This window comes from Corallococcus sp. CA041A (genome assembly GCF_003612075.1).
Taxonomy (GTDB): domain Bacteria; phylum Myxococcota; class Myxococcia; order Myxococcales; family Myxococcaceae; genus Corallococcus; species Corallococcus exiguus.
Genome location: NZ_RAWF01000039.1, coordinates 1 through 19,866, shown reverse-complemented (window position 1 = coordinate 19,866; position 19,866 = coordinate 1). Strand labels below are relative to the sequence as shown.

At 68.2% G+C, this 19,866-nt stretch carries 14 protein-coding genes; 8 read left to right on the top strand and 6 right to left on the bottom strand.

Going from position 1 to position 19,866, the window contains the following annotated elements:
• The first annotated feature begins 169 nt into the window (after window positions 1–169).
• Together D7V77_RS09865 and D7V77_RS09860 are read left to right on the top strand one after the other, a co-directional pair.
• Window positions 170–1,027, top strand: coding sequence for a nucleotidyltransferase (locus D7V77_RS09865; protein ID WP_233596783.1), 858 nt, complete (start codon window positions 170–172; stop codon window positions 1,025–1,027).
• Window positions 1,011–1,715, top strand: coding sequence for a metallophosphoesterase (locus D7V77_RS09860; protein WP_120564201.1), 705 nt, complete (start codon window positions 1,011–1,013; stop codon window positions 1,713–1,715). Before D7V77_RS09865 ends, D7V77_RS09860 begins: the two co-directional genes overlap by 17 nt.
• Before the next feature lie 7 nt (window positions 1,716–1,722).
• On the opposite strand, the gene D7V77_RS09855 is transcribed toward D7V77_RS09860, so the two are convergent.
• Genes D7V77_RS09855 through D7V77_RS09840 form a run of 4 tightly spaced genes read right to left on the bottom strand, consistent with a single transcriptional unit; the run spans window position 1,723 to window position 6,300 of the window.
• Window positions 1,723–3,183 (bottom strand): DUF4340 domain-containing protein, encoded by a 1,461-nt coding sequence (locus tag D7V77_RS09855; RefSeq protein WP_120576010.1) that lies wholly within the window; start codon window positions 3,181–3,183, stop codon window positions 1,723–1,725.
• Window positions 3,180–4,733 carry a GldG family protein gene (locus tag D7V77_RS09850; RefSeq protein ID WP_120576031.1) on the bottom strand — a complete coding sequence of 518 codons (1,554 nt, stop codon included), beginning with the start codon at window positions 4,731–4,733 and terminating at the stop codon, window positions 3,180–3,182. The genes D7V77_RS09855 and D7V77_RS09850 overlap by 4 nt, the downstream gene beginning before the upstream one ends.
• A 2-nt stretch (window positions 4,734–4,735) precedes the next feature.
• Complete coding sequence (locus D7V77_RS09845; protein WP_120576009.1) at window positions 4,736–5,539, bottom strand: ABC transporter permease; 804 nt, start codon at window positions 5,537–5,539, stop codon at window positions 4,736–4,738.
• A gap of 17 nt (window positions 5,540–5,556) precedes the next feature.
• The gene (locus D7V77_RS09840; protein ID WP_169848470.1) at window positions 5,557–6,300 is read right to left on the bottom strand and encodes an ABC transporter ATP-binding protein; all 744 of its coding nucleotides are present in this window, start codon (window positions 6,298–6,300) and stop codon (window positions 5,557–5,559) included.
• A 42-nt stretch (window positions 6,301–6,342) separates the two neighbouring features.
• Between D7V77_RS09840 and D7V77_RS09835 the strand changes: the two genes are divergently transcribed.
• Both D7V77_RS09835 and D7V77_RS09830 read left to right on the top strand, forming a co-directional pair.
• Window positions 6,343–7,536 (top strand): aspartate kinase, encoded by a 1,194-nt coding sequence (locus D7V77_RS09835; protein WP_120576008.1) that lies wholly within the window; start codon window positions 6,343–6,345, stop codon window positions 7,534–7,536.
• 165 nt (window positions 7,537–7,701) lie between these two features.
• Complete coding sequence (locus D7V77_RS09830) at window positions 7,702–10,287, top strand: N,N-dimethylformamidase beta subunit family domain-containing protein (protein ID WP_120576007.1); 2,586 nt, start codon at window positions 7,702–7,704, stop codon at window positions 10,285–10,287.
• Here the strand turns inward: D7V77_RS09830 and D7V77_RS09825 are convergent, their stop codons facing one another.
• A complete protein-coding gene (locus D7V77_RS09825) occupies window positions 10,288–11,229 on the bottom strand; it encodes an ATP-binding protein (RefSeq protein ID WP_120576006.1) in 942 nt (313 codons plus the stop codon).
• Window positions 11,230–11,309: 80 nt separating this feature from the next.
• A complete protein-coding gene (locus D7V77_RS09820; protein WP_120576005.1) occupies window positions 11,310–11,963 on the bottom strand; it encodes a hypothetical protein in 654 nt (217 codons plus the stop codon).
• 294 nt (window positions 11,964–12,257) lie between these two features.
• On the opposite strand from D7V77_RS09820, the gene D7V77_RS09815 reads away from it, so the two are divergent.
• The 4 genes from D7V77_RS09815 to gltG all read left to right on the top strand — a co-directional run bounded on the left by D7V77_RS09815 (window position 12,258) and on the right by gltG (window position 19,764).
• Complete coding sequence (locus D7V77_RS09815) at window positions 12,258–15,851, top strand: tetratricopeptide repeat protein (RefSeq protein WP_169820127.1); 3,594 nt, start codon at window positions 12,258–12,260, stop codon at window positions 15,849–15,851.
• Complete coding sequence (gene gltE / locus D7V77_RS09810; protein WP_120576003.1) at window positions 15,851–17,290, top strand: adventurous gliding motility TPR repeat lipoprotein GltE; 1,440 nt, start codon at window positions 15,851–15,853, stop codon at window positions 17,288–17,290. The genes D7V77_RS09815 and gltE overlap by 1 nt, the downstream gene beginning before the upstream one ends.
• A gap of 142 nt (window positions 17,291–17,432) precedes the next feature.
• On the top strand, window positions 17,433–17,699 hold the full coding sequence (gene cglF / locus D7V77_RS09805) for an adventurous gliding motility protein CglF (RefSeq protein WP_120576002.1): 267 nt from the start codon (window positions 17,433–17,435) through the stop codon (window positions 17,697–17,699).
• Window positions 17,700–17,784: 85 nt separating this feature from the next.
• Window positions 17,785–19,764, top strand: a complete 1,980-nt coding sequence (gene gltG / locus D7V77_RS09800; RefSeq protein WP_120576029.1) for an adventurous gliding motility protein GltG — start codon at window positions 17,785–17,787, stop codon at window positions 19,762–19,764.
• Window positions 19,765–19,866: the final 102 nt, after the last annotated feature.

The following is a 19,866-nucleotide window of genomic DNA, read 5'->3' as shown; positions in this document are numbered from 1 at the left end:
GTCAGTGAATTCGCCCCTATGGACACAGGCCGTGCGAAAAACAGAAAAGGCGCTCGCTAGGAGTGGAAAAGCGCAGTGAAACCAAGCGCTTGGAGCCTGGCTGCTTGCTCTCCGGGCGCCCGCGCCCGCCTGCCTGACGGTTGAAATGGGCCATCCCTACCTTTCGCCCATGGAAAAACGACACCCGAACCATCCCGGGGAGATGGGTACGGACGCCACGCTGGCCGAGCGGGAGCGTGCGCCGGACGAGATCAACGCCCGCGCCAGAGCCGTTGGCCTGTTGCATGAGGCCGGGGTGCCGTTCGTGGTGGGGGGTGCGTATGCCTACGCCACCTATACCGGCATCTACCGCGACACCAAGGACCTGGACCTGTTCCCGCGCAAGCAGGACGCCATCCGCGCCCTGGACGTGCTGGAGAAGGATGGCTGGCGCACGGAACGGCCGGACGAGGTCTGGCTCTACAAGGCGTACAAGGGCGACTACTTCGTCGACTTCATCTTCTCCTCCGGCAACGGCGTGGCGACGGTGGACGACGAGTGGTTCACCAACGCCAGGAAGGCCACCATCTTCGGCTACGAGTGCCTCATCGCACCGGCCGAGGAGATGATCTGGTCCAAGGCCTTCGTCACCGAGCGCGAGCGCTATGACGGCGCGGACATCAACCACCTCATCCTCAAGGCGGGGCGGGAGATGGACTGGGACCGCATCCTCCGGCGCTTCGACCGCTACTGGGAGGTGCTGCTCAGCCACCTGATGATGTTCCGCTTCGCGTACCCGAGCGAGCGCGACAGCGTGCCCAACTACGTGATGACGGAGTTGATGAGCCGCACGCTCCAGACGGTGCGCGACGGCAGCTGGGACGAGAAGCTGTGCCGGGGCAACCTGGTGTCCAAGGTGAACTATCACGTGGACATCCACCACTGGGGCTTTGGGGACGGCAGGGCGTGGGACGAACAGGACAGACCCGAGGGGGGAACCCGTGGCGCGAGATCCGAACTCGAAGATTCGACTGGCAGCGGTCGGTGACCTGCACTGCCGGGAGGATCAGCACGGGCGCTTCCGTCAGCTCGTCAAACAGGTGAACGCCTCGGCGGATCTGCTGCTCTTGTGCGGGGATTTGACGGACCGCGGGATGATTGAAGAGGGCAAGGTGCTGGCCGAGGAGCTCTCGGCCTTGCGCGTCCCGTGCGCCGCCGTGCTGGGCAATCACGACTACGAGCACGGGCAGGTGAAGGACATCTGCACGGAGCTCTCCAAGGTCGGCGTGCACATCCTCGACGGGGACCACTTCATCTTCGAGAAGGTGCTGGGCGTCGCGGGGGTGAAGGGCTTCGGAGGCGGCTTCGGCAACGCGACGTTGCAGGCGTTCGGCGAGGGACAGACGAAGTCCTTCGTGCAGGAGGCCGTCACCGAGTCGCTCAAGCTGGAGGCGGCGCTCAGCCACCTGGACACGCCCAAGAAGGTCGTGATCATGCACTACGCCCCCATCCCGGAGACGCTGGAGGGGGAGAACATCGAGATCCGCCCCTTCCTGGGGACGAGCCGTCTGTCGATGCCCATCGACCACTACGGCGCGGCCTACGTCTTCCACGGCCACGCGCACCACGGCGCGCTCGAGGGCAAGACGAAGAGCGGCATCCCTGTGTTCAACGTCGCCATGCCGCTGCTCACCAAGTTCACGCCCGAGCAGCGCTTCGCCTTGATGGAAGTGTAGCGCTGGCTCAGGGCGCGGGAGGTCCGCCGTCCGTAGCATCGGGCGGCGCCTCCTGGAGGTCCGCGGCGCGCGTGGGCAGGTCCGCCACCGCGCCCATGGATACCTCCACCAGGTCCGGACCGGAGCCCCGTGCGTAGAGCCGGTCCTCCGTGTCCGGCACGGCGTCACCCAGCCACAGCCGCGCCAGCTCGCGCCCGTCCGCGTCGCGCAGCACGACGCCCCGCGACGTGTCGCTGATGCCATAGCGATCCCAGTGCTTCACTTTGGGCTCGCCGAACGCGGCGGCCTTCAGCGCCTCCAGCCGGCCCAGCAGTTTCACCACGCGGAAGTGCGGGGCGCGTCCACCGCCGGGACCGTCCACCTGCCATGCGTCGCTGTTGCCCGCGCCGCGCGTCACCACCACGGGGGCGGCCTTGCCTCCGGGGAGGAACTCCATGCGCCGCACGTCGTCGCGTGGGAACGACAGCACACGGCGGTCCTTCAACTCCTGCACGCCCAAGTCCAGTGTCGTCAGCGCGCGGGGTTCGACCTCCGCCAGCGTGGACCGCGAACCCTGTTCCCGCAGTGCATGAACGACGTTCGCGTCGTCGCGGGTCACCTGCGCCAGCCTGACGCGGATGGGCTCACCGGATGCAGGCACGAAGCGCGCGTCCACGACGGGCGTGTCCAACCCCAAAGCCTTCCGGTTGGCGGCGGTGTCCTGCGGGAAGGACAGGGCCTGATGGGCCTCGAACGCCTTGAGCAGGTCCGTCAGCCGGCTGGTGTTCGCGCGGGTGGGCTCCGGCTTCTCCAGCCGCCACGACTTGCCGTCCGCCTCGCGCGTCAGCACGTACGCGTGGTCCTTCGCTTTGACTTCAATGGACTGGAGCGACGCGAGGTCCAGCGGCCCCAGGAACTCCTTGGCGCGCAGTTCGAACGGTCCCTTGTCCAGCGAGTACCGCACGGCACCGTCGGCCGCGTACACGGTCGCATCGCCTTCACGGCGCACGTAGACGGAGCCATCGAAGGGGTTCTCATCTCCACCGGCCAGCGTCACGGTGCGCTGGCGGGATGGATTCTCCGCGCCTTCACCATTGGCATCCGGGAGGAAGGCCCGCGCCGTCACGGTGAACGCCGGGGACGTGAGCCCGTACTTCTTCAGGTCCGCGTCCGTCGGTGACGCGTTCACGGTGGACTTGAACTTCGCCGAGGTGAGCTGCTGCACCAGGGCCTCCACCGCGTACGGATCCGCCTTCGCCTCCACGGGAGAAACAAGCCGCCAGCCCTCCGGTGTCCGCTCCAGCTCCGTGGTGGCGCCGCGAGCCTTCACCGTCAGGTGCGTGAAGACGGGCGTCGGGTCCGGAGTCGCACCACGTGGCAGCTCGGCGGGCTCCGTCGCGAAGAGCTTCGGCGGAGCAGGGGGCTTCTCCGCGTCGCGCGAACAGCCCACGGTCAAAAGCCCCAGCATCAAGACGGTGGAAGTCCTCACCGGTTCCTCCGTGACAACCAGACCGCGAGTCCCACGCCCAGCAGCGACAAGGGCAGCAGGTCGGTGGATACGAAGCGCAGGGTCCGCATCTGCTCCTCGCCCAGCTCCAGGGTGGACGTCTCACGGTCGGGAGGGCGCAGGGTGATCTTCTCCGCCTGATGGGACGCCCATCCCAGGGAGTTCATCACCAGGTTGCGGTTTGCCTCGTAGCCCCAGTTCGGATCCAACAGCAGCTCCGAGTCTCCCACGGCCACCAGCCGCGCCTCGTCGGAGCGCTTGTGCTCCGCGGTGCGCGTGTCCCGGGACGCGGCGGCCACCAGCGTGAGCTGCCCCATCTTCTCGCCGCTGGACGGAGTGGTGTCCTCCAGGGGCCGCGACTCCACCCACGCATACGGTGAGCTCAGCAGCACGGGCTCCACCGTCACGCCGGGCAGCAGGAAGCCCTCGCGGACAAGCGTGAAGCTGCGCGGCGTGGGCAGCTGGATGTTGAAGCCGCGCTCCTGCAACGGACGCGTGATGGGGTGCTTGCCGTAGAAGTTCGACAGGAGGACGAACGGGTTGCCCGAGTTGAACTGCGGGTCCGCCGCCACGCCCTCGTCCACCTGCACGCCGTAGTCCGCGAGGAACAGGCCCAGCCCGTCGTCCGTGTTCGCGTCGGTGAAGTAAAGCAGCCGGCCGCCTTCGCCCAGATAGGTGCGCAACACCGCCACCTCCGGCGCCGTATACGCCTGCTTCGCGCCAGCGATGATCAACAGGCCCGCGTCGCGAGGCACCTCCTTCCGGCCCAGGAGGTTGAGCGGTTCGGGGCGGTAGCCCTCGCGCAGCAGCTGGCGCCGCAGCTCCGTCAGCCCCTCACCGGCCGCCTCCAGCGACCACTCGCCGTGTCCTTCGAGGACGTACACCTTCTGCGCGCCCGTCGCGCTCAGCTGGAGCAGGGCGTTGGTCAGCTCCTGCTCGGAGGGGACGGGCAGGGTGGTGTGGGGCGCGGCATCGCCCTCGCCGCGGGAGACGACGACCAGCGTCTGCTTGTCCTTGAGCTGGTACTTCGCGGCCAGGGTCGGCTCGCGGCGCGGATCCACGAAGGCGTAGTCGAAGGACTCCGGTGCCGCCTCGTGGTAGCGCCGGAACAGCTCCTCCAACTCGCCATAGGACGGATGCGTGGGCGGGACGAGCGCCAGCGCGTGCGCCTTCTCCTTCAACCCCGCCAGCGTCTGCACTGTCTGCGGCGCGAGCGAGAAGATGCGCTCCTGCGTCAAATCCCACCGCTGGTTCTTGCGGAACGCGAGCACGTTGAGCGTCACCAGCACGCCCAGCACCGCCAGCGTGGTGAGCACGGACGACGCGAGGAACCGTCCCGTGCGGCGGGTGCCCGCGCGCCCCAGCTCCTGCCGGTGCGTGACGACGTAGGCCGTGAGCATCGCCGCGCCCAGCACCGCCTTGCCCGCGGCGAGCGCCACGCTGCCGGAGGTGAGGAACAGCGTGAAGGGACTGGACGCGAGGAGCAGCAGGCCGAAGGGCCCCAGCACCCGGGTGACGTGGGTCGCTCTCATGGTCATGCGTAGCGCTGCGCTTCCACCGCGCGGTGGGTGAGCAGCAGCGAGAACAGGATGACGGACGCGAAGAACACCAGCGCCTGCACCTCCAGGACGCCCTGGATCATCCCCTGCAACTGCGTGTCGAAGGACAGGTAGTTCAGGAACGAGCGCAGCGGCTCCGCGGTGGACTGGGCCACGCCGCGCAGGAGCATCCACGGCAACAGCACGGTGAAGGTGAGGAACGCCGCCAGCATCTGGCTCTCCGTCAACGCGGAGATGAACATCCCCACGGCCATGCACGTCGCGCCCCACAGCAGCACCGCGCCGTAGCCCAGCAGCACCGTGGGCCACTCCAGCGCGGAGCCGGACGGGCCCGTGCCCACCACCGACAGCAGCACCGGGAACACCAGCGTCAGCCCCAGCGTGACGAAGATGAGGCCCAGGCCGCCCAGGTACTTGCCCAGCACGATGTCCACCGGCCGCACCGGCGTCGTGAGCAGCAGCGCGAACGTCTTCTGGCGCTTCTCCTCCGCGAACAGCCGCATGGACAGGAAGGGCGCGACGAAGAGCGTGAGGATCAACACCACACCCCACAGCTGCACCACCACGCCGTCCGTGAGGTTGCGGTAGACGATGGAGTCCGGCGGCAGCTTGCTCCAGCCGTGCTCGCGCGCCAGGGACTGCACCTGCTGGAACTGCTCCAGCAGGCTGACGAAGAAGAACGACGAGAGCGCCGCCATCGCCGTGAACACGGCGTAGGCCCACGGGGTGGTGAAGGCGACGGCCAGCTCCTTGCGGGCAATGGCCAGGGCGGTGCGCATGCGCTGTGGGTTCCTGTTCAGGCGGCGGTCAGCTTGATGAAGACTTCTTCCAACGACGCGTGCTCGGCCTGGCCATGCGCCTTCGCCAGCTGGTCGATGGCGTCATGGGCCACCACGCGGCCCTGGTGGAGGATGAGCACCTTCTCGCACGTCACCGTGACCTCCGGGAGGATGTGCGTGGACAACAGCACCGTGTGCCTGCCCTTGAGGCTCCGGATCAACGCGCGCAGGTCCGCGCGCTGCGCGGGGTCCAAGCCTTCGGTGGGCTCGTCCAGGATGAGCACCGGCGGCGAACCGATGAGCGCCTGCGCGATGCCCACGCGCTGCTGGTAGCCCTTGGACAGGTTCTGGAGCACGCGGCCCATCACGTCGTCGATGCCCGTGAGCCCCGCCACCCGCGCCACCTCCGCCTTCACCGCGCGGCCGGGCACCTGCTTGAGCGCCGCGACGAACGCCAGGTAGCCGTGCACCGTCAGCTCCGGGTACAGCGGCGGCGTCTCCGGCAGGTAGCCGATGCGCCGTTTGACCTCCATGGGGTGCGTGGACACGTCGAAGCCCGCCACCTTCGCGCTGCCCTCGGAGGGGGGCAGGAAGCCGGTGAGGATCTTCATCGTGGTGGACTTGCCCGCGCCGTTGGGGCCCAGGAAGCCCAGCAGCTCGCCCTCACCGACCGTGAAGGACAGGTCCTCGATGGCCACGCGATCGCGGTAGCGCCGGGTGAGGTTGCGCACCTCGATGATGGGCTTCTCGGTGATTGGCATGCGCGGGGGCGAACTCTACACTGCCCCGGAAGCGAGGCGTGGATGCCAATCGTGGTGCAGAAGTACGGCGGCTCATCGGTCGCTGACGCGGAGAAGCTCGGCAAGGTCGCGCGGCGCGTGAAGCAGAAGCGGGACGCGGGCTATCAGGTCGTCGTCGTCGTGAGCGCCATGGGCGACACCACGGATGACCTGCTGTCACTGGCCAAGAGCGTGTCCCAGGACCCGCCCCGGCGCGAACTGGACATGCTCCTCACCTGCGGCGAGCGCATCTCCATGGCGCTGTTGTCCATGGCGCTCCAGGAGCAGGGCGTCCCGGCCATCAGCTTCACCGGCAGCCAGAGCGGCATCATCACCAACGACGCGCACGCCCAGGCGCGCATCGTGGAGGTGCGGCCCTACCGCATCCAGGACGAGCTGGCGCACGGCAAGGTCGTCATCGTCGCGGGCTACCAGGGCGTCTCCTACAAGAAGGAGGTGACGACGCTGGGACGCGGCGGCTCCGATACGACCGCGGTCGCGCTGGCGGCGGCGCTGGACGCGGAGGCGTGTGAAATCTATTCGGACGTGGACGGCGTCTTCAGCGCGGATCCGCGCGTGGTGCCGGACGCACGCAAGCTGGAGTCGCTGAGCTACGACGAGATGCAGGAGCTGGCGAGCGCCGGCGCCAAGGTGCTCAACGCGCAGGCCGTGGAGTGGGCGAAAGCGCGCGGCATCACCATCCTCGCGCGCACCGCGCACGGCCAGGGCACCGGCACCCGCGTGCAGGAGCTCGCCGTGCCCACCGACAGCCGCGTCAAGGGCGTGACGGCGGACGCGGAGATGGCCGTGCTCGTCGCGCACGCCAGCGTGCCCCTCCAGGAGCTGCTGGAGTTCCTGGACGCGCGCGCCGTCCGAGGCCGCACGCTCGCCCACGACGGGCTGCCGGGCGCGCCGGGACGCACGTACCTGGCGGTTCCACTCGCGGACATTCACGGCCCGGAGGCGCTCCAGCGTGAGCTGGCCACGCGCTTTGGCGCGGGCGTGGACTGGCAGGACGGCTGGGGCACGGTCACCTGTGTGGGCGTGGGCCTCAACGCGGACTGGGTGCCGCTGCGCAAGGCCCTCTCCGCCGCGGAAGCCCTGTCCGCGCGGGTCCATGCGGTGAGCACCTCGCCCTTGCAGGTGACCCTCCTGGTGGACAAGACGCATCTGAAGACCCTCACGGCCCGGCTGCACCGCGAACTGCTCGGTAGCTGACACGCATCGCGCCCGCGCAACCTCCGTTGATCCGAGGACTTGCGGGTTGTCCCTGGGGACGAGTCGACATCGTCTGTCGAACCTCCTTTCCCATTGGGGGCAGCGCGCTTCCCTCTGAGAAGTCGATGCCTACCCTCTTCCCCGAACACCTTGGAGGGTTGGGCCATGGCTCAGGGGCGTCGCTGGATGGGACTGGGGGTGGTGCTGGCGCTCCTGGTGACGGGGACCTCGGGCTGCAAGGACTCCGGTCCGGCACCCGGCACGCCTCCCCCTGGCGACCGCCATGATGATCCGCCGCTGAGCAACGACGACGCGGGCGTCATCGGTCCGGACGGCGGCATCGTCGTTCCCGAATACGACGCGGGCACTCCAGAAGAGGAGCCGGACGCGGGCACGCTGCCCGACGGCGGCAGCTCACTGCCCGAGCGCGACCCGGACGCCGTCCACAAGGAGAATCAGAAGAAGGGCACCACGGGCTGGCGCATCGACAAGAACGCCAACAGCCGTGAGATTGAAGGCTACCCGCTCAAGGCCACCCTGACGCAGGGCGAGTCGCTGCGCGTGGCGGTGTCCCTGTCCGAGGAGCGCAAGTTCAGCTGGTTCGTCTACCGCCTGGGCTACTACGGCGGCGTGGGTGCCCGCGAGGTCGCGCGCGGCGGCCCGGTGCAGGGCACGCGGCAGGCGGACTGCCCCGCGGATCCGACGACGGGGATCATCGCCTGTTCCTGGTCCCCCACGCTGGAGATCCCCATCGGCGAGGACTGGGTGCGCGGCGTGTACGTGGTGAAGCTCGTGCGCGACGACCGGCCATCGCGCTACGTGCCCTTCTACGTGCGGGACGCCAACCCTCGCTCGGAGGTCGCGGTGCTCATCCCCACCGCGAACTGGGCGGCGTACAACACCTGGGGCGGCACCAGCCTCTACGATGATCAGAAGGGCGTGATGAAGGCGCACGGCGTTTCGCGTGCCTTCCAGTCCTCCTACGACCGGCCCTACTACCGGGGCCAGGGCTCCGGGCACCTGATGACGGACGACCTGAGCCTGGTCACGTGGCTGGAGTCGCAAGACCTGGACGTGGGCTACTTCACCGACGAGGACATGGACGAAAGCTACGACTTCCTTCGTGGAGCGAAGGTGTTCGTGATGTCCGGCCACGACGAGTACTGGTCCTCCAAGCAGCGCGACCACGCGGACCGCGCGCTGTCCGAAGAGCGGTCCATCATCAACCTGGGCGCGAACAACGCCTACTGGCAGGTGCGCTTCGAGCCCTCCGCCGACGGCCGCCCGCGCCGCGTCGTGACTTGCTACAAGGGCGCGCCCGAGGACCCGTACAAGGACCAGCGCAGGACGGTGAAGTTCCGCGACCTGCCCGCGCCCCGTCCGGAGAACGCGCTCTTGGGCGTGCAGTTCGCCGCGCGCTGGCACCAGTGGCCCTTCCCGACCGTCATCACCCATCCGGAGCACTGGGCCTTCAACGGCACGGGCCTGAAGGCCGGTGACACCCTGTGGATGGCGAACGGCTACGAAGTGGATCAGCTGGTGTCCAACGGCCGCCAGCCCTCCGGCGTGGAGGTGCTCGCGGAGTCGCCCTCGCTGTCGCTCCAGGGCGGCTTCGGCTTCGCGCACATGGTGGTGCGCAAGCAGGGGGAGGCGTACGTCTTCTCCTCGGGAGGCATCGACTTCGTGCAGAAGCTGGCCGGGGTGGGGGACCGCGTGGCGGATCCGCGCGCGGGCCGCATCGTGGCCAACGTGCTCTACAAGGCGCTGGGCCGGAAGCTGCCGGGCGACCTGGTGAAGTTCCAGCCCCCGGCGGCGCCCACTCCGATGGGGCCGTTCGCCGCGTCCGTGACGACGGTGGCGGGACAGCCCGGCAAGCGCTGCCACTCGGGCGCGAAGGTGGGGCCGGACGAACTGGGCGCGCCGCTCGCTGTCGCCGTGCTGCCGGATGGGGGCTGGGCAGTGGCGGACTCGCTGGGCAACACCGTGAAGCGCGTGTCGCCGGACGGGAAGATCCGCACGGTGCTCACCGGCCTCTACGGCCCCATGGGCATCGCCTCGGACGCGCTGGGCAACCTCTACGTGTCCGACACGGAGAACGCGCTCATCCGCCGCATCACCCCGGACGGAAAGGCGCAGGTCTTCGCGGGCACCTCGTTCGGCTACCAGGACGGTCCCGCGCTGTCGGCGGCCTTCAACCAGCCCGCGGGCCTGTCCTTCACGCCGGACGGCACGGCGCTGCTCGTGGCGGACCTCAACAACAGCGTCATCCGCCGCATCGACATGGTGACGCCCGGCAACCCGGTGACGACGCTTCAGGGCGACTGGCTCTACCGTCCCTCCGCGGTGGCCCAGACGGCGGACGGCACCACCTACGTCGTGGAGAGTGGCATGGCGCGCGTGGTGCGCGTGCGCGACGGCGTCACCACCGTGGTGGCGGGCTCCACGCCCGGCTTCCGCGACGGGGATCCGAAGGAGGGCCAGCTGCTGCCGTACCTGGGACTGGCGCTGCTGCCGGACGGCTCGCTCGCCATCTCCGACCCCGGCAACTACCGCGTGCGCCGGCTGACCTTCAACGCGTCGGGTGAACCGGAGAAGCTGACCACGCTCGCGGGCAGTGGCCGCTATGGCGCGGATGACGGCGCGGGCAGGGAGGCCCAGCTGGTGCTGCCCGCCGGGCTCGCGGTGGGGCCGGATGGCACCCTCTACGTGGCGGACGCGGGCAACTCGCTGGTGCGCGCCATCAAGCGCTGATCACCGGCCCGGGTTGCGCATGCCACCCATGGGCGGCGGCGCGTCCATCTCCTGCCGCGTGCGCCGCCGGTCCGGGGTGTCGCGCGGCAGCTCCACGAAGGTGCACATCTCGCAGAGGCGGCTGTAGATGCGCTCGCCCACGCGCTCGCGCAGAAGCTCCGCGTCCTTCATGGCGGAGCGGGCGTCGTCCGTGGTGCGGTAGCCTGAAGGCGCGCTGCTCCGCACGCCCTTGCGCTCTGGCTCCAGCGAGTAGTTCGTGGCGAAGAGCGTCGTGCGCCCCGCGTTGTAGCGCCGGGCGATCAGCTCATCGAGCGTCTCCATCTCGAAGGGACTGCCGCGCCCCTTGCCCAGCTCGTCGATGGCGAGGACCTCCACCTCCGACAAGGGCCCGATGATCTCTCCGCCGCTCTTGCCGTCCTGGAAGCCGCGCCGGATGGTCGCGTACAGGAGCGAGATTTCGACGTAGCGGGTCTTCACGCCCATCTCCAGCACCAGGTGCCCGAGCGTCGCCGCCATGAGGTGCGTCTTGCCCGTGCCCACCGGTCCGCTCAGCACGAAGCCCTTGTTGGTGGCGCCCTTCACGTACTGATTGGCGAAGTGCATCGCCACGCCGCGGCCCCGGTCCTGCGCCTCGTTGAAGGGCCGGTAGTTGTCGAACGACGCGTGCGCCATGACGCCCGGCATCTGCACATCGTTGTAAAGCGCCACACGCGTGCGCCGGAGCGTGCACACGCACGGCTCCAGGACCTCATACATCCGGGGGCCCACCTTCGCGCTGAAGGTGCCTTCCTTCTGCACCAGCCTGTGCCCGCGTCCACCGCACATCGGGCAGTCCACCGAGCACGTACACACCCGAGCGGTCGCGAGCTCTCCGCGCCGCTCGATGACGTACGTCCGCCCGCCGCACAGCCCACACGCCTCGCCGTTCGCCTTGGCAGCCATCGCGCCCAGCCATAACACCGTCCCCCTTGCTCGTCAGCCTGCTGAACTTTCGTTCAGGCCCGTGGTGGGAGGACAACCCTTCAGGTTTCCTTCATGTCCAGCCGCCGTCTGACGGCCGCCTGGAGCCGGAAGCGCCGGGACACACGCCGCGCGCGGGCGGTCATCAGCTGTTGTTCACCGGTGCGCGCATCTCGCCACACCGTGCGTCGCTCCGAGAAGGGCAGGGCGCGCAGCAGCACCAGCAGCGCCCAGGCCTCCTGCTGATCCATGGCCGCGGGCTCGCGAGGCACGCACGCGAGCACCGTGTCCAGCAGCCGGTGCACCCGCGGCGCCATCGCGGCTTCGCGCTCCGTCAGCGCCCGCAGCGCCGCGCACAACCGCGCGTGCCGCACCTCTTCCCACGAACGGGCAGGGCGCTTCTTCGAGGAGGCCGCAGGCGCCTCTTCTCCCTGGCCCGCGGACAGGTCGCGGTACTTACGGATCTCCGTCTCCACCTGGCGCCGGCACGCGCGCAGCGAACGCAGCACCGGCTCTCCGGGCCGCGCGTCCCACAGCGCCTTCTCCGCCGAACGCGAGATGCCGCGCGCCACGACCTCGAAGGGCACGCCCTCCCGAGCCCACGCGATGACGAGCTCGGTGTCCAGCGCGGACAACATCAGGCCCGCGCCGCGCACCGCGAGGAAGTAGTCCTGCACCAGCTCTTCGAAGCTGGCGCTCTCCGGCAGAAGACTCATGATCCGACAACCACTCCAGGCAGGGCGACCAGACGAACAGCCGCCAGCCTCCCATACCCGTTGGGACAGCCGGTGCAACCTTCCTGTCGCTGCCTGGAGCGGTGCAGGCGCACAGCGAAATTGAAGTTTTCCCGCTTGCTATCCAACGGACCGGACGTCCCGTCGTCTGGGTTGACCCGCCTTGCGCAAACCGCGCATAGTACGAGTCCCCTCATGGAAATTCCCGAAGATTCCCGGACACTTGCCAAGCAAGCAGGCATCCGTGGACACCGGTCACCCGCTCCTAGGAAGACCATGCGCCGCTCGCTACTCGTTTGCCTCGTTCTCCTGACTTCCATGGCTTCGGCCCAGGAGAAGAAAGCACTGCGCGACGCTGACCTGGGCAAGAAGTCCACCACCACCGTGGACAAGTCCCTCGCAGGCGACATCACGCGCCCGAAGGAAGCCCAGCAGGCCGCTCCCGCGCTTCAATATGATCAGTTCCGCCTGGGCGTGGAAGTGCAGGTCGCTTCCAAGCGCCGCGAACAGATCGAATCGCTGAGGAAGATCATCTCGCTGTCTCCTGATCAGAAGGAGGCCCCCAGCCTGCTGTTCCGCCTGGGCGAGCTCTACTGGGAGGAGTCGAAGTTCTTCTTCTTCGAAGCCAACCGGAAGGACGACGAGCTCATCGTCGCCATGAACCGCAACGACGCCGCGGCCCAGCAGAAGGCCAAGGCGGAGAAGGCGGAGTTGATGGCGAAGGTGAAGGAGAACGGCAAGTACGCCGTCGAGCAGTACACGAAGATCGTCCAGGAGTACCCGAAGTTCGAGCGCACGGACGAAGTGCTCTTCTTCCTCGGCCAGTACCTGATGGAGGACGGCCAGGACAAGAAGGCGCTCGTCGCGTTCAAGCGCCTGATTGAGAAGCACCCCACGTCCAAGTACATCCCGGACGCGTACTTCGCCTTCGGCGAGTACTACTTCAACAACTCCAAGGGCAAGCGCCCGGAGCTGGAGAAGGCGCTCGCCGCGTACAAGAAGGCCGCCGAGTTCCCGGAGAACCAGGTCTACGCCTTCGCCCTCTACAAGCAGGGCTGGTGCTACTTCAACATGGGCGAGTACGAGTCCGCGAAGGACAAGTACAAGACCGTGGTCCTCTACGGTGAGCTGGCTGGCGCCGCCGCCGTGGAGAAGGACGGCAAGTCCAAGGCGAAGGGCTCGCTGGTGCGTGAAGCGCGCGCCGACTACGTGCGCGCCTTCGCCCGCGAGGGTGACGTGACGCAGGCCCGCGCGGACTTCGGCAAGGTCGCCACCAATCCGGAAGACCGCTTCGCGATGATGAAGCAGCTCGCGAACCTGTACTACGGCGACGGCAAGGACCGCGAAGCGGCCATCACCTACAACTCGCTGATCAAGGAGAAGCCGCTGTCTCCGGAGGCCCCTGGCTTCCAGGGCAAGATCGTCGACTGCATCCTGCGCATGGGCAACAAGGAGCGCACCGTGGCCCAGGTGCGCCGGCTCGTGAAGATCATGAAGGACGTCGAGTCCTCTGGCGTCATCAAGGACGACAAGGACAAGAAGGCGCTCGCGGAGGCGAAGGAGCTGTCCGAGCGCACGCTCTCCAACCTCGCCGTCACCTGGCACAACGAGGGCAAGAAGACGCGCAGCGAGGAGACCTTCAAGTACGCGGACGCCGTGTACAGCGACTACCTCACGCTCTTCCCGGAGAACCCCAAGGCGTACGACCTGCGCTTCTTCTGGGCGGAGCTCCTCAACGACAACCTCCAGAACTTCGACAAGGCCGCCGCCAACTACACGCTCGTCGTCCTCCAGGACGCCAAGGTGCTGGAGGCCAAGGACGACAAGGGCAAGCCCAAGCCGGGCAAGCCGGGCAAGTGGCTGACCAACGCCTCCTACAACGCCGTGCTCGCCTACGACGAAGTCGTGAAGGCCGCTGAAGCGCGCGGTGAGGCCAAGTCCGAGTCCGCCGGCACGGACATCCAGAAGAAGATCGCCATCCCCACGCTGAAGAAGTCGCTGCTGGACGCGTGCGAGCGCTACCTCAAGTACGTCCCCAAGGGCGACAAGCGCGTGGAGATCGCCTTCAAGGCGGCGAACATCTACTACCGCCACAACCACTTCGACGAAGCGGTGCTGCGCTTCTCCGAAATCGCGCTCGGCTACCCCGAGTACAAGTTCGAGGACGGGCAGCGCGCCGCTGAAATCGCCGCCAACCTCATCCTCGACTCGTACAACCTGCTGGGCGACTTCGCGAAGGTCAACGAGTGGGCCCGCCGCTTCTACTCCAACGACAAGCTGGCCACCGGCAAGTTCCGCGACGACCTGGCGAAGCTCATCGAGCAGTCGTCGTTCAAGCTGGTCAGCCAGCTGGAGGAGAAGAAGGAGTTCTCCAAGGCGGCCGAGGCGTACCTGAACTTCGTCCACGACTTCCCGCAGACGGAGATCGCGGACCTGGCGCTCTACAACGCGTCCGTCGACTACTACAAGGCGAAGAGCCTGGATAAGGCCATCGAGGTCCGCAAGCGCCTGTTCGCGGAGTACCCCCGGTCCAAGTACGTGCCGGACTCCATCTACGCGAACGCGGAGGCGCTGGAGGCCATCGGTGACTTCGAGGAGGCCGCGGGCACCTACGAGCTCTACGTGCGCGGCTACGAGCGCAACCTGAACGAGAAGGGCGGCGCGCCGGCCGCGAAGGCCAAGGCGAAGAGCAAGGCCAAGGGCCGCGCGAAGCAGGCCTCCAACGACGACGGCCCCGCGAAGCCCGCGGTGGTGCAGAAGTGGGACGAGTCCAAGGCGCAGATCGCCCTGTTCAACGCGGCCACCTACCGCGAGGGCCTGGGCCAGCTGAAGGCCGCGCTCAAGAACCGCGAGCACTACATCGAGCTGTGGCCCAAGTCGAAGGACGCGGAGGCCGCCTTCCTGTCCGTCGTGGACCTGTACGTGAAGCAGGGCGCGTACATGAAGGCCATCAAGCTCCTGGAGGAGTACGAGCGCGACAACATGCGCAGCCAGAGCAAGTTCCTCATGGCCGAGGGCCGCATCACCGACATCTACGCGAAGATGCGGAAGACGAACGACGTGCGCCGCATGAACAAGCGCATCTTCGAGTACTTCGACCAGCTGCCCCGCCGTCAGCAGACCGCGCTGGAGAAGCCCGCGCTGGCCGCCGCCGCGCAGGCGAACCTGCTGGCCATCGAGCCGGACTGGAACGAGTTCAAGCGCCTGAAGCTGTACTGGGGTGTGCCGCCGTCGCCGGAGCGCTTCAAGGGCTCGCTGGCCGACAAGGGCCGCGCGCTGGAGGTCGTCCAGAAGAAGTACGTGCAGACCGTGGCCCTGGGCGCCCCGGAGCCGGCCATCTGCGCGCTGCAGCGCATTGGCCTCGCGTATGACCACATGGCGGAGCTCGTCGTGAACGCGCCCATGCCGCGCGGCCTGGATGAGGAGTCGCAGCAGGCCCTGCGCGACGAGTTCGCCAACCAGGCCCAGCCGCTCAAGGACAAGGCCACGGAGGCCTTCTCCGGCGCGGTGGCCAAGAGCCGCGAGCTGGGCGTGTTCAACGACTGCGCCGCGGCGAGCCTGAAGATCCTCCGCACCACCTACGCGCCGGACCGCTACCCGGAGGTGCTGGAGGAGAAGCTCGCGCTGAAGAACAAGGAGCTGGTGCTGGGCGGCGACCTGCTGGCCGCCGTGCAGGACATCCCGCCCCCGGTCTCCAAGTCCGAGCCGGAGAAGATGGCCAAGAGCGAGGCGCTCAACGAGGACCTGTCCGCGCTGACGAACGCGCTTCGCCAGCAGACCGAGTCCGAGGTCGCCAAGCCCGCCGCCGCGTCCAAGGACGGCGCCCCCAAGAAGACCGTTGATGATCAGGAGCCGGAGGACTTCCTCTAATGAATCGCCGCATGCACCCGTTCCGCCCCCTCCTGCTGGCCACGCTGGCGCTGACCGCCGTCGGTTGTTCCACCACGCAGACCAACACCCCGGCGGCTGTCGCCAAGCCGGTGGCCGCCCCCACGGGCCCGGTGTCCATCTCCAACCGCGCCATGCTGCTGTTCGATGACGCGGTGAAGTCCTTCGACGCGCAGAAGAAGGCGAAGGCCTTCGACTACCCGTCGCTGGAGCGCAAGTTCAAGGCCGCCCTGGAGGCGGACCAGAACCTGGCGGAGGCCGAGTACAACCTGGGCGTCATCGCCGAGCGCATGGGCAAGGGCGACGAGGCCAAGGCCCGCTACGCGTCCGCGCTCACCAAGAAGCCGTCCCTGCGCCAGGCGTCCGACAACCTGGCCATCATGAAGCAGAACGGCGGCGACGTGGCCGGCGCCGTGGCGCTCTACCAGGACGTGCTCACGCGCTACCCGGATGACGCGGGCTCGCGCGCGCGGCTCGCGGAGATCTACCGGCAGAACAACGACCACGACAAGGCGATGGAGCTGTCTCGCGCCGCGCTCATGCGCGACCCGATGAACACCAACGCCCTCAAGGTCATGATCCGCAGCTACCTGGATCGCAAGCAGCTGGCCATGGCGAAGCTCGTCGCGCTGCGCGCGGTGAAGCTGGACGGCACGGACCCCGAGCTGCACCAGGCCGTGGGCCTCATCCTCCTGAAGGAGGGCGACACCGAGGGCGCGCGCCTGCAGTTCAAGAGCGCCCTGGAGGCGAAGGCGGACTACGTGCCCGCGCACGTGGAGCTGGCCCAACTGGCGCTCAACGCGGAGGACTTCCCCGGCGCGGAGGAGCACCTGCGCCGCATCCTGCAGTCGGACGGCAAGAACGCCGCCGCGCACGTGGACCTGGGCATCGCGCTCAAGGGCCAGGGCCAGTACGACAAGGCCATGCAGGAGTACGACGAGGCGGAGAAGCTCAACCCCGACCTGGGCGCCACGTACCTCAACCGCGGCATCATCCTGCACAAGGTGAAGGACGCCCCCGAGCGCGCGGTGGAGCTCTACAAGAAGTACGTCGCGCTCGCCGGCGGCGAGGTCGCGATCAACGCGGAGGCGCCTGTCTTCGGCCTCCTGCGCGAGGCGGAGAGCATCGTGCAGGCCAAGCGCGAGGCGTCCGCCGCGGAGGCCCAGGCCAAGCAGATGGAGGCGCTCCAGGCGCAGCAGCAGGCCGCGATGAAGGCGGAAGAGGCGAAGCAGAAGGGCCAGCCGCCTCCGGGTGGAGCGACGCCCGCGTCCGGCAACGGCACCGCTCCGCAGGCCACGCCGGCCTCGGGCACGGGGGCGCAGCAGCCGGCCGCCACTCCGGCGGGTGGCACGCAGACGGCCCCTGCCCAGAAGAATGCAGCACCGGCGGACTCCGACGAGCCCACCGACGACCTGCTGTGATGTGGGAGACGCCCGCCAGTGGCTTCACGCTGGCGGCGCGGCTCGGGAAGATGCGAACCTTGTGGGCCCCTCGCTTTTCGAGGCAGGGGCCCACCATGCGGAAACACCAGTGGGCCTTGGGAAGGCCCCACGTGGAGGCAGGATGCGGAAGTGGCTGATGCTGTTGGTGACGCTGTCGGTGGCCCCGGCCTTCGCCCAGGACGAGGGCGGCAAGGCGGCGGGTGAGGGTGGCGGCGCCAGGATGCAGAAGACGACCAGCGTCGACTTCGAGGACGACACCATTGAAGGTGACCTCACGAAGCCGGATGGCGAGTACGTCGAGGCGCGCAAGACCGTGAAGCACTCGAACCTCATCCGCATCCGCGAAGACTTCGAGGACAAGGTGATGCAGTCCGTGGGCGAGCTGTAATCCCCCCACCACGGATTGAATCGACGGCGGGAACCTTCCGCCGGCACCGTTGTCCAAGAGCGCCAAAGCCTACCGGGAGCCCTCCATGGCCGTACCCCTGACACTCAAGGTCTTCAAGGGCGACACGTTGGTCGCCTCCAAGGACTACGAGCGCGACATCATCAAGATTGGTCGTCTTTCCTCCGCGCACCTGTGCCTTGAGGACGACAAGGTCAGCCGCATCCACTCCGTCATCGAAGTTGCCGCCGACGGCTCCATGTCCATCATCGACATGGGCAGCGTCGAAGGCACCTACGTCAACGGCAAGCGCGTCAACAAGGGGCAGGTCTCCTTCGGTGACGAGGTCCGCGTGGGTGGCACCACCATCCGCTTGGAGAACCCGGCCGCTGTCGCCGCGGTGAACCTGGCCGCCGCCGTCGCCCAGGCGGACGCGCCCACGGACAAGAACCCCACGGTCGCGCCGGTGGCCCCCGCCGCCGCCATCGCGCAGGCCGTTGCCGGGCCCGCTCCGGTGGTCGCGACGCCCGCGCCCGCCGCGACGCCGGCTCCGGCTCCCGTCGCCGCGCTGGATTCCTCCGTCGCGCCCACGCAGAAGAACGCCGTGGCGCCCGCGCGGGCTCCCAAGGCCCCCAAGGCTCCGGAGTCGGACGACGCGCACGAGGAGCAGGAAGCCGCGCCGCGCGTGCGCACCGTGCGCAAGACGAAGTCCAACGGCCCGCAGGGCGTGTCGCTGCGCCTGCTCTGGGGTGACCAGCGCGTGGGCGAGTTCTTCGTGCCCCCCGGCGCGAAGAAGGCCTTCACGGTCGGCAGCGCCAAGGGCGTGGACTTCGTGATGGGCGACGCCAAGCTGGGCGCCCCCACCTTCGAGGTGCTGCGCACCGACGGCCAGTCCTTCACCGTGCGCTTCGCGCGCAAGATGAAGGGCGAGCTCACCCGCAAGGGCGAGACGCTGGACCTGGAAGCGGTGATGGAGTCCGGCAAGGCCTCCCAGGACGGCGACGCCTACGGCCTCACGCTGGAAGCGGACGACTTCGTCTGGGTGGACCTGGGCGGCCTCACGCTGGAGGCGCAGTTCCAGCCGGTGCCCAAGCGCGTCGCCGTGCCGGTGGGCGAGAACATCGACTACACGGCGCTCAACATCTTCCTGGTGATGTTCTTCATCGGCACCGCGTTCGTCATCCACTCCATGAACCAGAGTGGGGAAGGGGACGAGTACGCGGATGAGCTCGCGGGCAACGACGCGCGCATCGCGAAGCTGATCATCAAGGCTCCGGAGACCCAGAAGAACAAGTTCCTGGAGAAGCTGAACCAGCAGAAGGAGAAGAAGTCGGGCGAGATGGCCCAGAAGCAGCGCAACGACGAAGGTCAGATGGGCAAGAAGGACGCGCCCAAGACCAACAACCGCGCGGCGCCCAAGGGCGACCCGAACAAGAAGGACGAGGCGCGCGCCCTCACCGCGAAGATCTTCGGCGGTGGCAAGGGCGGCATCTCCACCATCTTCGGCAAGTCGGGCCTGGGCGGTGAGCTCAAGAGCGCCATGGGCAACATGTTCGGCGCCAAGGCGGGCGACGCGGGCGGCTTCGGCGGCATGGGCCTGCGCGGCAGCGGCGGCGGTGGCGGCGGCACCGGTGACAGCATCGGCATCGGCGGCATCGGCACCAAGGGCCGTGGCGGCGGCAGCGGCAGCTACGGCACCGGCGTGGGCACGCTCGGCGGCAAGCAGAGCGTGGACGTGGGCATCACCTCGTCGGATCCGGAAGTGATGGGCTCGCTGGACAAGGAGCTCATCCGCCAGGTCATCCAGCGCAACCGCGGGCAGATCCGCTACTGCTACGAGAGCCTGCTCAACCGCTTCCCCAAGCTGGGCGGCAAGGTCTCCGTGAAGTTCGTCATCAGCGCCAACGGCTCGGTGGCCACGTCCAACGTCGCGCAGTCCACGGCGGGCAACTCGGACCTGGAGACCTGCGTGGCTGGCCGCGTGCGCACCTGGAAGTTCCCGGAGCCCAAGGGTGGAGGCTCCGTGATCGTCACCTACCCGTTCATCTTCAAGCAGGCCGGTGACTGACGTAGAATCAACACATCCGTTTCCCGCGCGGGCGGTCCTGTTCTCAGGGCTGCCCGCTTCTTCACTTCAACCTCCCGCCCCCGCGGGAGGACTGCCCCCCAC